General features: G+C 57.2%; 13 protein-coding genes. 4 read left to right on the top strand and 9 right to left on the bottom strand.

Features of this window, described 5'->3' with window-relative positions; translation table 11 throughout:
- Positions 1 to 2: 2 nt before the first annotated feature.
- Positions 3 to 1,133: a histidinol-phosphate transaminase gene (locus WG934_RS10035; RefSeq protein WP_339989956.1), complete on the bottom strand. Its 1,131-nt coding sequence runs from the start codon at positions 1,131 to 1,133 to the stop codon at positions 3 to 5.
- Between the two features lie 34 nt (positions 1,134 to 1,167).
- Entirely contained in the window at positions 1,168 to 2,538 is a 1,371-nt protein-coding gene (gene hisD / locus WG934_RS10030) for a histidinol dehydrogenase (protein ID WP_339989955.1), read from the bottom strand.
- A gap of 320 nt (positions 2,539 to 2,858) precedes the next feature.
- On the opposite strand from hisD, the gene WG934_RS10025 reads away from it, so the two are divergent.
- The 3 genes from WG934_RS10025 to WG934_RS10015 all read left to right on the top strand — a co-directional run bounded on the left by WG934_RS10025 (position 2,859) and on the right by WG934_RS10015 (position 6,948).
- Positions 2,859 to 4,595, top strand: coding sequence for a hypothetical protein (locus tag WG934_RS10025; RefSeq protein ID WP_339989954.1), 1,737 nt, complete (start codon positions 2,859 to 2,861; stop codon positions 4,593 to 4,595).
- Between the two features lie 94 nt (positions 4,596 to 4,689).
- Positions 4,690 to 6,339 carry a hypothetical protein gene (locus tag WG934_RS10020; protein ID WP_339989953.1) on the top strand — a complete coding sequence of 550 codons (1,650 nt, stop codon included), beginning with the start codon at positions 4,690 to 4,692 and terminating at the stop codon, positions 6,337 to 6,339.
- 21 nt (positions 6,340 to 6,360) lie between these two features.
- Positions 6,361 to 6,948: a hypothetical protein gene (locus WG934_RS10015; RefSeq protein ID WP_339989952.1), complete on the top strand. Its 588-nt coding sequence runs from the start codon at positions 6,361 to 6,363 to the stop codon at positions 6,946 to 6,948.
- Here WG934_RS10015 and nadC read toward each other — a convergent pair whose 3' ends face one another.
- The 6 genes from nadC to bioB all read right to left on the bottom strand — a co-directional run bounded on the left by nadC (position 6,949) and on the right by bioB (position 12,693).
- On the bottom strand, positions 6,949 to 7,833 hold the full coding sequence (gene nadC / locus WG934_RS10010) for a carboxylating nicotinate-nucleotide diphosphorylase (RefSeq protein ID WP_339989951.1): 885 nt from the start codon (positions 7,831 to 7,833) through the stop codon (positions 6,949 to 6,951). It lies immediately after the preceding gene.
- 19 nt (positions 7,834 to 7,852) lie between these two features.
- Positions 7,853 to 9,439 carry an L-aspartate oxidase gene (locus tag WG934_RS10005; RefSeq protein WP_339989950.1) on the bottom strand — a complete coding sequence of 529 codons (1,587 nt, stop codon included), beginning with the start codon at positions 9,437 to 9,439 and terminating at the stop codon, positions 7,853 to 7,855.
- Positions 9,436 to 10,461 carry a quinolinate synthase NadA gene (gene nadA / locus WG934_RS10000; protein ID WP_339990009.1) on the bottom strand — a complete coding sequence of 342 codons (1,026 nt, stop codon included), beginning with the start codon at positions 10,459 to 10,461 and terminating at the stop codon, positions 9,436 to 9,438. Before nadA ends, WG934_RS10005 begins: the two co-directional genes overlap by 4 nt.
- A 193-nt stretch (positions 10,462 to 10,654) precedes the next feature.
- The gene (locus tag WG934_RS09995) at positions 10,655 to 11,278 is read right to left on the bottom strand and encodes a hypothetical protein (RefSeq protein WP_339989949.1); all 624 of its coding nucleotides are present in this window, start codon (positions 11,276 to 11,278) and stop codon (positions 10,655 to 10,657) included.
- A gap of 78 nt (positions 11,279 to 11,356) precedes the next feature.
- The gene (gene bsaP / locus WG934_RS09990; RefSeq protein WP_339980293.1) at positions 11,357 to 11,611 is read right to left on the bottom strand and encodes a biotin synthase auxiliary protein BsaP; all 255 of its coding nucleotides are present in this window, start codon (positions 11,609 to 11,611) and stop codon (positions 11,357 to 11,359) included.
- A gap of 56 nt (positions 11,612 to 11,667) precedes the next feature.
- Positions 11,668 to 12,693, bottom strand: coding sequence for a biotin synthase BioB (gene bioB / locus WG934_RS09985; RefSeq protein WP_339980185.1), 1,026 nt, complete (start codon positions 12,691 to 12,693; stop codon positions 11,668 to 11,670).
- A 174-nt stretch (positions 12,694 to 12,867) separates the two neighbouring features.
- Here bioB and WG934_RS09980 point away from each other — a divergent pair, with 174 nt between their 5' ends.
- Complete coding sequence (locus tag WG934_RS09980) at positions 12,868 to 13,434, top strand: TetR family transcriptional regulator (RefSeq protein ID WP_339989948.1); 567 nt, start codon at positions 12,868 to 12,870, stop codon at positions 13,432 to 13,434.
- 53 nt (positions 13,435 to 13,487) lie between these two features.
- Here the strand turns inward: WG934_RS09980 and WG934_RS09975 are convergent, their stop codons facing one another.
- On the bottom strand, positions 13,488 to 13,763 hold the full coding sequence (locus tag WG934_RS09975) for a hypothetical protein (protein WP_339989947.1): 276 nt from the start codon (positions 13,761 to 13,763) through the stop codon (positions 13,488 to 13,490).
- Positions 13,764 to 13,841: the final 78 nt, after the last annotated feature.

Below are 13,841 nucleotides of genomic sequence, written 5' to 3'. Positions count from 1 at the left end.
CTCTAATTCTTTCCCTTCAGGCTGGTTGCATCCGTTGCAATAGCAGCCGCTGCATCCAAGAATGCATCGTTTTCCGCTGGTAGGCCAATGGTTACCCGCAAGCGATGTGGCACACCGACATCTCGAATGAGCACACCATTGTCCAAGAACTGCTGCCACGCTGTTGCAGCATCAGTGAACTTACCGAAGAACACGAAGTTTGAATGCGACGCGATCACGTCGTAGCCGAACTCTTTAAGCTTTGCGACGACCCGGTCACGCTCCTTTGCCAACGTGGCAACTGTGCCCAGAGTTTCGTCTGCGTGTCGAAGAGCGACTGTAGCGGCGACCTGAGTCAGTGTGGACAGGTGGTACGGCAGGCGCACCAACATCACCGCATCAATGAACGCCGGCGCTGCAACAAAGTAACCCAATCGACCACCTGCGAAGTCAAAAGCCTTACTCATCGTTCTGCTGACAACCAGTTTGTTTGGGAACTCAGAAATCAAATGCACTGCCGACGGTTCATCGGTGAATTCGGCATACGCTTCGTCGACAATGACGATGCCCGGCGCGGCAGCCACAATGTCGCGCAGAAGTTCAGTGCTGGCAAGGTTGCCGGTGGGATTGTTCGGCGAGGTCACGAAGATGACATCAGGCTGGTGTTCCTTGATAGCTGCAAGCGCGACGTCCTTGTCGATATCAAACGTGTCAGGATTACGCTCTACTCCAATAAACTCCGTCTGCGTTCCCGACGACAAGATGGGGTGCATGGAGTAGCTAGGGACGAATCCCATGGCTTTGCGGCCCGGTCCACCAAATGTCTGCAACAGCTGTTGCAAGATCTCGTTGGAACCATTGGCTGCCCACAAGTTCTCGACGCCGAGGGCAACACCCGTGCGTTCCGTCATGTACTTCGCGAGGGCAGTACGAAGCTCAACCGAGTCGCGTTCTGGATAGCGATTGAGGTCGCTAGCTGACTTTTCTACTTGCTGTACGAGCTCAGCGATCAGAGCATCGGACGGTGGAAATGGGTTCTCGTTGGTGTTCAGGCGAACATCAACATCCAGCTGTGGTGCGCCATACGCTTCCTCACCACGCAGTTCATCCCGCAATGGCAGATCCGCGAGGGTGACCTTTTCTAGCTTTTCCATGAATCTCTTTCAGTCCAGGTTTCCTTGATAGCGACTAGTTCGCGGAATCTTCTGCAGCGGAGTCGTTTTCTTGAGCTGCCAGGAGGTCTTCAAAACGAGCACGAATAGCTTCACCGTGCGCTGGCAGTCGCTCGGCATCTGCCAACGCAACCACAGTGTCTGCGACACCCTTCAACGCAGCTTCGTCGTACTCAACAACGTGCATAGCCTTTAAGAAGGTGTGCGTAGACAAGCCCGACGAATGTCGAGCAGTACCCGACGTTGGCAAAACGTGGTTGGATCCTGCCGAATAATCCCCGAGTGGTACTGGTGAAAAACGACCAACGAAAATGGCACCAGCATTGCGAATCTGCTGAGCATCTGCAGCAGATTGAGCAGTGTGTACTTCCAAGTGTTCCGCAGCATATGCATCCGCGACCTGGATGCCAATCTCCATGTTGTCCACCAACACGACACCCGATTGCTGGCCTTCCAGTGCCTCGCGAACGCGGTCGGCATTCAATGTAACGTCGTAACGGTTTTCGATTTCCCGATCAACTGCCGCCGCAAGCTCTTCAGAATCAGTGATGAGCACCGACGCTGCCATGACATCGTGCTCTGCCTGCGAGATCAGGTCGTATGCCACCGACACCGGATCAGCAGTGGAGTCCGCCAAAATGGCAATTTCAGTGGGGCCGGCTTCCGAATCAATGCCGACAACGCTTCGGCACAAGCGCTTCGATGCCGTGACGAAGATATTTCCTGGGCCAGTAATCATGTCCACCGGTTCCAATGCCTGCGAGCCATCTGCAGGAGCGTCATCGCCGTACGCCAGCAATGCCACAGCCTGGCCGCCACCAACTGCCCACACTTCCGTGACACCAAGCAGCGCACACGCAGCCAGAATTGTTGGGTGAGGCCACCCGCCGAAGTCAGCCTGCGGTGGCGATGCCACAACCAACGACTCCACGCCAGCTTCTTGAGCTGGAATCACGTTCATCAACACACTGGACGGGTACACCGCATTACCGCCAGGTACGTACAGACCAACGCGACGTACCGGCACCCACTTTTCCTTCACGATGCCGCCTGGCACTACCTCGACCGTCACATCCGATGGGCGCTGAGCAGCATGGAACTTCCGGATGCGCTGAATAGATTCCTCCAACGCAGCACGAACGCTGTCGTCCAAGTTCTCCAGTGCCTCCGCAATAACCTCAGCCGGAACCAGCAAAGACTGGGGACGAACCTTATCGAACTTCTCCGAATACTCCATAGCAGCAGCGACACCACGGGCTGCGACATCCTCAACAACAGGACGAACCGTTGGAATCATCGACTCCACGTCAGCTGCACCACGAGGCAACGCTCGGCGCAGCTCGGCGGTTGTTGGGGTCTGGCCACGCAAATCAATTGTGGAGAGCATTGGTGCGGGAAGCCACCTTCCGGAGTTGATCGAATTTCGTACACGGATAAGCATAGATTGCCCCGCGGATTGTCCTCGATTCACGGTGTCATTCGTGGCCATTTTCCAGGAAAAATACACCCGTTTCATACGAGTAACACTGTGAACTTCGGCGTAAACGGAAATCATTTCGTAATGGAACTAGTATCTAAGCGTAATATTGCTTACTCTTAGCTGTGATTCCAACAGGATTCCGCAGTTGACACGCAGGCGCAAAAGCAGGCGCGTGCGGGTAAGCGCACACCCAAGTGCGTTCCTAAAGGTAGGAGTGAAGCAGCATCGTGGAAGCGAATTCAGCTCTGGCAGATGCCATTAAGAACAACACGGTATTGCCAGCCGAACAGTTGATTCGGATTCATGCTGATGCCATTGATCACGTACACCCGCTCGCAGAGCGTCGCGCGGAATCAATGTTTGCACGCCACCACTGGGACACGTCGGAAAGCGAGCTGCCAGTAGACCTCCACGGCGCGTTTTTCCGCATGAAACGCACTATTGCCCGAGGTCTCGGCCTGGATGAGCTCGCTCATCACACCGCGTTGCAGTGGGCTGCGTGGGCTTCGGACCGTCGTGAAGCTGCCGAAATTTGGCAAGCACGTGCACGACTCGCGGAGGATGAAGCCACCCGCTACCTCACCTTCTTGTCCGACGATTTTTCGGCAAGCGCAGATGAGTCCGAAGTCCCGCTTCTCGCCCGCATGGTGAAGGAACTCCCCGAGTTGCGGGATCTCATCACAGGCGACGCGTCGGCTGAGTTCAAGGACTTCTCGTTTGATGGCCGGCAGGCCTCCGAGTCATTGCAACCAACAATTCAGCACGCCCAGGATCTGTCTGGTCGCGAACGTCTCGAAGCCGTCGCTTCTGACGAGAATCGTCGCATTGGTCGTGCGCTTCTCGACGCTCTCTTGCGGGTAGAAGCGTGTTGCATTCGTGTTGGCCGCCAGGATTTGGCAGCGCCGTTGCAGGACGTGCTCCGGGATCTTGCTCAACGACCGGAAGAAGATGACCTGCGTGACGCCGTCGCATTGATGGATGCTCGCCAGTTCCATGATGACGGCGACCTGATGAAGGCAGCACGTACGTGCGCTGCCGGACTGAAGTCGCCAGCGGGGGAACCTATCACCGCCTCCCTGGCCTACCGCCAGAACTTGGCCATGTACTCAATGGAAACCGAACACTTCGACACTGCATTGCGCATGTTACGTGCCAACGTGCAGGCCACGGAGGCTCAGGGGCTTGATCTCGACCACATCGTGTCAACCCGACTGCTCGGTCAAGTCATGATCGAATCCGGCGACACCAGCAATCTCCTCGCCGTCACATCGTCGGCTCTGGACGCAACGGAAGGAATGCCGGACTCCCCTATCGTCATGGATGTCCGCCTCCACCACGCCACTGAATTGCTTGGTGCCGGACGCACTGAAGAAGCCCAGCCTCTGGCGGAAGAAATTGCCGCGTGGTCGGACAACACGTCGAATCACGCCCGCACGGCACACGCATGTCGAATCGCTGCCATAGCTGCTTTCAAGTCTGGAAACTACGCACACTCGGCGGTTCTTTACGACGCGCTGGCAGAGGTTCGGTCCCGCTTTGAGTCACGGACGTCTCCGGCGGCAACTCTCGAACAAGCTGCGACAGAGATGAACGATGCCGCTACTGATCCAGAGATCGTCGAAAACCTCATGTCTCGGGCCGCCGAATATCTGGACACTCCGGAAGAAACTGCACATTGGTATCGCCAGTTTGCTGCGCTGAAGTGGGCCAACTGGGACGATGTCCCCGCTCGTACCAACGCCGAAAAAGCCGCGGAGATTTTCACCAGCATTGACATGCCCCTGGAGGCCGCCGATGCACTTACATACGCCCTGCGTTCTGCACTCAGCTCCAACGATGACCGAGCTTCGTTGGAATACCTCCGACGGATCCACGAACTCGCGCCGGGCGATACCGATATTCAAGCAACCGTCGCACAGATTATGGCTGACGCTGAGACCAAGAAATCAGCGCCGGCGGACTAACCAGCATCGATTTAGGTTCTCCACGCTATCTCCGCAGTCCCGTCAAAACTAATGTTGTTTTGTCTTTACGCCACATTCGCCCCACAATGGTGAGATGACGTGGTGGATGACAGAGCCGGAAGATCAGTTTGCTTCGGCGCAAAACGAAGGATCGGACGATGCTGATCCGATTCCTCCTCGCTATGCAGAAAATGAGCCACCAGAGGTACCGGTCGAGCTAGAAGCGTTGCTTGATTTTTCACGTGAAGCTGCCCGCTCGCTTGATCATGTGTCCAGTTGGCGCGCTGTTTCTACCTTCGCGCGGACCTTTTGGCTCGACGATAGCGCGTCCAAAGATCTCGCTGAGGACAAGCGTGGAGAATTCTTCGCGCTCCGGCATGCGGTTGCCGATCAGCTCGAGCTTGTCGACGAAGCCGAAGAAGCCCGCACTCAATGGCTCGATTGGGCGATTCGCACCAACCGCCCAGCTGCGGCTTTCCATGCTCGTTCATTCGGTGCGTTTGCCGAAGCCGAGAAATTCGTTGACAGCCATCCGGGAGATCTCTTCTCCGGTGCCCGTCCAACAGACCACGATGTGCCACAGCTAACCAGCTTGGCCCGAGACATCTTAGATCTCGAGTTGGAAGATGGCTCGCCACTTGCCTATCAATACGCGCTGTCTGCCGCCGTAGCCGGTGCTTCTGCATCACTAGCCCGTCGCCCCGATATCGCCGAGGCACTCGCGAATTGGGCGCGCACCTACGCACCGAAACGAGCTGGCGACGATGACCGTCGACTGCTTGATGCCCAACTTGCGCATGGTCGAGGCGAGCTCCGCAAGGCAGCTCACATTTGCGCAGAAGTCGCGGCTTCTCCGAAGTCGGAACCCGTCACCAGCACAATTGAAGCTCGTCAGATGCTGGCCTTCTTGTCGCTGGAAGCCGAGGAGGAATCCGAGGCCATTCGGCAGCTGCGCCCCGTGGTCACAGTGGGGCTGCACCACGACTTAACCGTCGGCACGCTTCGTTCTGCACGACTACTCGCGGCGTTGCTCAACTCTAACGGCCAGTACGACGATGCCCAATCAGTGTCCGCCGAAGCTTTGCGACGGGCAGCCGGCATGCCCATCAATCCACTGTCGATGGATATTCAACTGATTTATGCCCGTTCTCTTTTCGACGCCGGCGACGATGACGGCGCACTTCGATACGCAGAACCGGTGGCACATTGGTCAACGTTTACGTCCGACGAAGAACGTACCGATGCCGCATTCACCATCGCAGCCTCAGCTGCTGGACGCAGTGGCGATATTGAGCATGCGGTCAGCCTTTTCGAGCAGCTCGCTGATAACGCTCGCTCACTTGGCGACGATAACCGTGCCTCACGTGCGCTTCGCCAAGCAGCACGATCTGTGGCTTCGGTGGATCTCGATCAAGCAGAGGATCTGATGATCAGGGCTAGAGACTTGATTTCAGATGGCTGGTCTATTGCGGACTGGCACGATGACCTCGCCTTTGTGTACTGGATGGCCGGCAACGAAGACTTGGCGCTCGGCCATGTCGATACCGCTGCTGCGGGGTACCTCGAAGCCGGCGACGGCGAGGAGGCAGCGCGCGCCTTGCTGACCGGTGTGCGCTGTTGTGTCGATAGAGGACAACCGGACGACGCTCGTCGTTATGCAGCGCGCATTGAGAAATTACTACCGGAACCAACGTGGTCAGGGCATCCTGTGCTTGACGCACTGCAAGAGATTTTGAACATGTAGTCCCGGGTAGTCTTGTCGGTTATGGATGCGTCTTCTAAGAACTTGAATCCGCAACAGCTGTTCGCCGATGCCCAGGCTCTCGCCGAGCAGCAGCGCCTGTGGGATGCTGCCGATGTGCTAATGAGTGGTTTTGCGCAGCTCGGCGACGCCGCTGATGCGCCACAAACGGACTCGTTGGGGCGCCCCATCCGTGGCTCCGCACCGCGACTCATGGATAAAGCTGCAGACTGGCTAGATTTCCTGGACAATCTCGAAGCCGATGGCCAAGAGTCTCCGGAGGGAACACCACCCAGGCATTTGCGCTGGGCACAGTGGCATACCTTGACAGGGCAAGCGGAAGTTCGTCGTCAGCATCCTGGCCGTGCCGTCGATCATTTGGAGCTCGCTGCGGGGCTTTTCGAGTCGGAAGAACTCTATCTACAAGCAGTACCGCTGCTCGCACAGGTTGCACAGTGCCAACTCGCTGTTGACGATGTGCCACGCGCTGAAGATGCGCTACACCGTGCACGTACCCTCACGACGCGCGACCACACAACTGCACAGCAGGCACGCGATCGCTTTGGCGAAGCGCTCGACGAGATTGCCGCCGACATCGCGTCGCGACTCTAGCTAGAAATCCAAGCCTAAGTCCAGCACATGGACGGAGTGGGTCAGGCCACCGATGGCCATGAAGTCCACTCCACATGTGGCGTATTCCCGAGCCACATCAATGGTCAATCCACCAGACGATTCAAGCTGCGTTGCTGGGGAGACCTGTGCACGACGCTGCACTGCAATCTGGGTTTGCCACACTTCGAAGTTGTCGAGCATGACCAGTTCCGGCTTCAGTGGCAAGATCGCATCAAGCTGCTCGAGCGTATCCACCTCAATTTCGCACTTCAATTCAGGGTACGCACGACGCACTCGTTCCAGGGTTTCCCGCACGTCGCCAACAGCTGCGACGTGGTTGTCCTTGATCAATGCCTCGTCGCCAAGTCCGAAGCGGTGGTTTACTCCACCACCACAGCACACGGCGTACTTCTGCAAATTGCGCATACCTGGCAATGTCTTGCGGGAGTCTCGAACGCGAGTGCCAGTACCAGCAATCTCGTCAACCCAGTCTCGGGTCTGCGTCGCGATGCCCGATGCATGCGTCACGATATTCAACAGCGTGCGCTCAGCGGTCAACAATCCTCGGGTTGGCGCCTCAATCTCAGCAACGACGGTTCCTGGGTGAACGCGCTCGCCATCTGAGACCAGAATTTCGACGGAGAAATCGTCTGCAATGACTTCTTCCAGGGTCCACTGAATTGCAGCCGCGCCAGCAATGATGCCTTCTACACGGGACACCACACGCCCTGTCGCGCGTTGCGAAGCCGGAACCGTCGCCAATGATGTCACATCCGGGCCGTAACGCAGGTCTTCCTGCAGAGCCGTGCGAATTAGTCCACGGGTAATGTGCTCGTCCAGCTGACCAGCATCCGGCCCAACATTGCTGCCGAAAGTTCCACTCATGTTTGTCTTGCTTTCTTCTTTATTCCAACCAGGTATGACATCCGAGCGTATACGGACGTTGCGCCGCAGCGGCGACAATCGCCTTCGCAACCACGACTTGAGGAGCAGCAGGCAACGTCGCCAGCACCGCCGCAACGGACGCTAGGGACTCGGCATTGCGCGTTACCCCAGCACCACGTGTCATGGCCTGTTGCAATTTATCCAGATTCCGGGCGCTTAACCGTGGGCGCCGTCGCCCCGTTGCGCTGCGTGCAGGTCGCCCCGCACGCTTCACGCACGCTTCCGCTGGCCATGGCAACGCGGCGGGGTTCTTGTCGGCGCCTTGTACTTCTAGCACCCATGCTGCATCTTCTGCGACTCGCTTGCCGACGACTAAGCCCTCAAGCAACGAATTCGATGCCAGGCGATTAGCGCCATGCAGACCAGTTCGCGAGCACTCTCCCCCTGCGTACAGCTGTGGCACACAGGTCCGACCATGCACATCCACATCAATGCCACCACAGGTGTAATGCACCGCTGGCGCGACTGGTAACAAGTCAGTCGCCGGATTCAATCCGGCTGTGGCAACCCCTGCGGTGACCGTCGGAAAGCGTTCACATACGTCTGGAATATGACGTGCGTCGAGGTAAACGCAGTCGTCGCCAAGTTCGCTCATGCGTGTAGCGACGGCACGCGAGACGATGTCGCGTGGTGCCAAGTCCCCGCGTGGATCGACACCATCGGTGACGCTCTTTCCTCGGGAATCGATAAGTCGTGCTCCTTCACCTCGAACAGCTTCAGAGATGAGTGGGCGACGTCCACGGCGATCGCGGTCAAAAAGAACAGTTGGGTGAAACTGAATGAACTCCATGTCGGCTAGAGTTGCGCCGGCGTCCAGGGCCAGGCACAGGCCGTCGCCGAAAGCGCCTTCTGGCGCCGTCGTAGAGCGGTAGAGATGACCTACTCCGCCGGTCGCAATGAGTGTGGCAGTCGATGTCACACAACCCAAACCACGGGGATCTCGAATGAGCGCGCCTGTCGCCCGGCGAGAATCGTCAACGACGATATCCTCGGCGGCGGCATTCTGCAGAACTCGAATTCCTGACACAGACGCTTCCAGAGCGCGTTGGATCTCGGCTCCAGTTGCATCACCGCCAGCGTGAATGATGCGCCGAGCGCTATGCCCACCTTCGCGAGTTCGCGACAGCACTTCTGGATGCGTCGGATCAGGATCAAATTCAGCGCCGAGGCCGATCAACCACTCCACTGCTTCGCCAGCTCCGCCAATGATGCTGCGTACTGCATCTTCATCGCAGTGACCGGCACCGGCGTCGAGGGTATCGGCGACATGCGATTCGACGGAATCATCGATGCCGTTGGCGAGGTGGCCCGTCGGGTCGTCGGCAAGGCCGACAACCGCTAGGCCGCCTTGTGCCAGATTCGTGGCTGCCGTGTCGAAGCGTAGGTGTGAGCGAGCGCCAGTACGCCACTCCCCTTTGTCAACGAGCAGGACATCAAGACCTAGTTCGCGACCACGACGGGCAGCTGACAACCCTGCCACGCCCGCACCGATAATGAGCAGGTCGCAGGACAGATCCCAGTCGTAGCCGGAGGGTGACGGGATCATTCACCGCCACCAGGATTGCCGATAGCAATCATGCGTTCGACCGACTTGCGAGCACGCTCAGCGATGTCGGCATCAACACCAACTTCGTCGACTCCTTCGGCCAAACAACGCAGCAGCGCCGCTGGCGTAATCAGCTTCATGTACTTGCAGGATGCGCGATCGTTCACTGGCTCGAATTCAACACCTGGCGCGGCCTTCTTCAGCTGGTGCAACATGCCCACTTCGGTAGCCACCAGAACCTTGGCGCCTGGCTTGTGCGCGTCTTCAACCTTCTTGGCCTCCGTCAACATTGCGCCAGTTGAAAGCATGTGCACACGCTCTGGAGCAATCGTGCCTTCGCCTGCCAGGTAGATAGCAGAGTTAGCGCAACCGCATTCTGGGTGAATGAACAAGTCAGCTTCTGGGTCTTCAGCTGCACGACGCGCCAACTCGTCACCGTTGATGTTCGCGTGCACGTGGCACTCGCCCGCCCAAATATGCATGTTCTCGCGGCCAGTTTCCCGCTTGACGTGTGCGCCGAGGAACTGGTCAGGGTTAAACAGGATTTCCTTATCTGCAGGCAGCGACGCAACAACATCGACAGCATTCGACGACGTACAGCAGACATCGGTTTCAGCCTTAACGTCGGCCGTCGTGTTGACGTAGCTGACAACCAATGCGTCCGGATGCTCCGCCTTCCACTCTCGCAGTTCATCTGCGGTGATGGAGTCAGCCAACGAGCAGCCTGCACGCTCATCTGGAATAAGCACCGTCTTGTCCGGGCTCAGGATCTTCGCGGTCTCGGCCATGAAGTGCACACCGCAGAACACAATCACGTCCGCTTCCGTCTCTGCTGCGATACGGGACAACCCCAGCGAATCGCCTGTGTAGTCGGCGATATCCTGGATCTCGGGCAACTCGTAGTTGTGGGCCAAGATGACGGCGTTGCGTTCCTTCGCCAGTCGCTTTACTTCAGCAGCCCATTCAGGGGTGGCTTCGACACCTTCGTAGTTAGTGCCGTTGTCGACAACCTTCTTTGCCAATTCAGACTCGATTGGCTGCAACGTAGTAGCTTGCTGGCTGGTCACGTGACTCTTCCTTACAAGTTTTCAAGGGTGTCACAGTCGGCCTGCAGCCCTCGCGGGCATCAAAGACGCACCCAACCGTGACATCAGGGGGTAGCTGGCCACAATCTTAGTCCGATGGCAGCGCAATTCTGCACTTGGAGCCACGAAACTACGTTTGTGAGACAATCTGTTCGCTTTCCGACGAGTCGTCGTCAAGCACCACGAGCCCAAGCCAATACACAATCATCGCCACGAGCGGCAGTACTAAACCGGCAATATACGTGGAGAATTCAGGGATTATCGTCGCTGTCTCCCACACTTTGAGGTGCGCAACGTCCGTGGTGCGAAACGATCCCACGAACTGACCGGCGAGAGTAAATGCGCCCGCGCCTACGAGCCCCGAGAGGCCAACCCAGTTCTGCATAACGAGTCCGCGCCGTTGCGGAAGGCGACGGTACGTCACTGCTCCGAGAATCAAGCCCGCGACCGCAATCACGGCAACATAGGTGAGGACGGTGGCAAAACTGGCATCGAGGGATTCTTGGGGAATCATCAATTGTCCATTGCCTGCTCCCACGACTTCCTGTGTTGGTCGCAAAACACCCCAGATAATGCCGGCACCGGCAGACAAGATGATGGCCTGCAGCACGACGCTAGAAAAATCTTTCACAAGTGACTTCTTCAGCTTCTTGATTTCTGCAGCTGACATGGTTTCCGGCGAACTGGCGTCGTCCGTATTACCGCTGTGCGACGACGGCCCACCGAGGGCAGCAGTAGGAAGAGAATTGGCCATGCCAAGAATCTACTAGAGTCTCGACATGGCCGAACAGTGTTGCCCAATTGTGTTACTGATGAGCGTGACTAAATACGGTCAGCGACGCTCAAGCATTTCTGAATCGACCTCGCCATGGCGAGAACACTTGGCCGTCCACCCGTCGGGGCGCACCTGTACCACCATGCGACGCCCGCACAGCTGGCAGTAACGAGGAGCTTCGAGGCCTGCACGAGCGCTATGGCTCCGCTGCTTGAACTCCCCTGCGGCGAGATGCGCCCCGGTGAATGGATCATAAATGGGTTCGTCTTGCACGACGATTGCCTGCAGGAGATCCGTGTTCGCTGTCTTCATCATGTGCGCACCTTGCCGGTTGACAGTTCTACGTTTGGTCTTTGTTTGAACAGCTCTTAGACGGTGGCGTTCAGAGCCTTGATTGGCAGGCGAATCTTGCCCAACATATCCAGATCCTGCTCAGCTGGGCGTCCCAGGGTGGTCAGGTAGTTGCCGACGATAACTGCGTTGATGCCACCGAGCAGACCCTGCTCAGCACCCAGGTCGCCCAAGGTCAACTCACGTCCACCAGCGAAGCGCAGAATGGTCTTTGGCAACGCCAGTCGGAACGCACCAATTGCACGCAATGCATCCTTTGCTGGCAGTGGCTCACGGTTTTCGAATGGGGTGCCCGGACGAGGGTCAAGGAAGTTCATTGGCACCTCAGTTGGGTTGAGCTTCTGCAAATCCTGAGCGAACTCTGCACGCTGTTCAACGGTTTCGCCCATACCCAAAATGCCGCCACAACATACTTCCATGCCTGCTTCGCCAACCATTCGGAGGGTTTCCGCACGTTCCTCCCACGTGTGGGTAGTAACAACCTGCGGGAAGTAGGACTTTGCGGTTTCCAAGTTGTGGTTGTAGCGGTGAATGCCTGCAGCAGCCAAGCGGTCGACCTGCTCCTGAGACAAGATGCCAAGCGACGCAGCGACGTTGATGTCAACTTCCGCCTGGATGGCCTTTACTGCGTTTTCCATCTGGCTAATCAGTGCGTCGTCTGGACTCTTTACTGCTGCAACAATGCAGAACTCGGTAGCGCCCGTCTTCTGGGTTTGCTTCGCTGCTTCCACGAGAGAAGGGATGTCGAGGCGCGCCGCACGAACTGGGGACTCGAACAGGCCGGACTGGGAGCAGAAGTGGCAATCCTCTGGGCAGCCACCAGTCTTCAGCGAAATGATGCCTTCGACCTCGATTTCTTCACCACACCACTTCAGACGAACTTCATGGGCTAGCTGCAGGAGCTCTTCGATGCGATCTTCATCAATGTTCAGAGCAGCAACGGTCTCTTCATAGTTCAGACCTTCACCACGACCCAAGACCTTCTCGCGGGCGATCTCGATGATGTCGCGATCCAGGGTTGCTGCTTCAGGGGTGGCTGCCATTAATGTCTCCAGTTCTCGGAAAAGGGGGTCAAGCACAACAGAGTCAAACAGAATTGAACAGTGCTCGAGTTAGTTTAACTGCAATACTAGAACACTGTTCAACCCGAGTGGTGATTTGGCCATCCCCCGGTGTTTTCATCACCATCTCGGTTTTTTCAGCTACGGTTGACCACTGTGCAACTGACCAAAGAAATCATCTTGGATGCCGCGCTTGAAATCCTCGACGAATACGGTCTCCAAGACCTCACCATTCGCCGACTAGCTCGCCATCTCGATGTCGCAGCAGGCGCCATGTACTGGCACTACCCATCGAAGCAAGCACTTTTGGGCGCAGTTGCTGACCGCATCCTCACTCCGCTCACCACTCGCGAATTCACCGGAGGGTGGCGCGACAATGTCAGCAAGTTCATCACTGCATTCCACGAATGCTTGACCCATCATCGCGATGGTGCTGAGATCGTCGCCGCAGCCATGGCCACGGGCACTGCGCAGCTTTCACCGCTGTCACTGCTAGCACCGCTCCTCGACGACGCTCCAAGCAACTTTTCAGCTACCGATTTGGCATCGACATTGGTGCACTTCACAATTGGTACGACCCTGGACGAGCAAACTACTGAGCGAATGGCAGAGCTGGCGAAGGACGACCCGTCGTTAAGCGTGGACGAGATCCGGCAGCAGGGTTTGCGGCGCATCAGCTTAGGCTGCGAGATCATCCTTGCAGGCATTGAAGCAGCAGGTTAAGTAGTGGTTGCATGAGATAAAGCCAGGACGGTGATGCCATCCCGGCTTGGTTCTTATGCGGAAGTCAAAGGCGAAAGCACTATGCCGGCGACAACACAGCCGAGGAACACTGCCACGCCAGTCCACCATCGGGCACTGGCAACAAGCCAGCCCCCGAGACCTAAACCAGCTCCGATGAAGCCGAGAGCAATCGCCCCTTGCACATTTGACGCCGTGAGTGCAGCTGCAGCTACAACAAATGCGAGGATGCCGATGCAGATCATGAAGAATCCGAGCAGCTTACGAAAAGACCCCTCTGGAAACTCGAAATCCAGGTCATCAATGTCCACTATCGACGAACCTCCTTGACGTGATTGTTAGCTCAACACTGCCACACGGATCTGACGCACCACAATGAACGAGGCGCG

The sequence above is a fragment of the Corynebacterium sp. H78 genome, assembly GCF_037572275.1.
Taxonomy (GTDB): Bacteria; Actinomycetota; Actinomycetes; order Mycobacteriales; family Mycobacteriaceae; genus Corynebacterium.
Note: the sequence above shows the minus strand (reverse complement) of the source record. Positions and strands in the feature narration are given on the sequence as shown.

Excerpts from the sequence above, each read along its gene's own strand:
- WG934_RS10035 (WP_339989956.1), bottom strand. The coding sequence starts at position 1,133 with ATGGAAAAGCTAGAAAAGGTCACCCTCGCGGATCTGCCATTGCGGGAT.
- hisD (WP_339989955.1), bottom strand. The coding sequence starts at position 2,538 with ATGCTCTCCACAATTGATTTGCGTGGCCAGACCCCAACAACCGCCGAG.
- WG934_RS10020 (WP_339989953.1), top strand. The coding sequence starts at position 4,690 with ATGACGTGGTGGATGACAGAGCCGGAAGATCAGTTTGCTTCGGCGCAA.
- WG934_RS10015 (WP_339989952.1), top strand. The coding sequence starts at position 6,361 with ATGGATGCGTCTTCTAAGAACTTGAATCCGCAACAGCTGTTCGCCGAT.
- nadC (WP_339989951.1), bottom strand. The coding sequence starts at position 7,833 with ATGAGTGGAACTTTCGGCAGCAATGTTGGGCCGGATGCTGGTCAGCTG.
- WG934_RS10005 (WP_339989950.1), bottom strand. The coding sequence starts at position 9,439 with ATGATCCCGTCACCCTCCGGCTACGACTGGGATCTGTCCTGCGACCTG.
- WG934_RS09995 (WP_339989949.1), bottom strand. The coding sequence starts at position 11,278 with ATGGCCAATTCTCTTCCTACTGCTGCCCTCGGTGGGCCGTCGTCGCAC.
- bsaP (WP_339980293.1), bottom strand. The coding sequence starts at position 11,611 with ATGAAGACAGCGAACACGGATCTCCTGCAGGCAATCGTCGTGCAAGAC.
- bioB (WP_339980185.1), bottom strand. The coding sequence starts at position 12,693 with ATGGCAGCCACCCCTGAAGCAGCAACCCTGGATCGCGACATCATCGAG.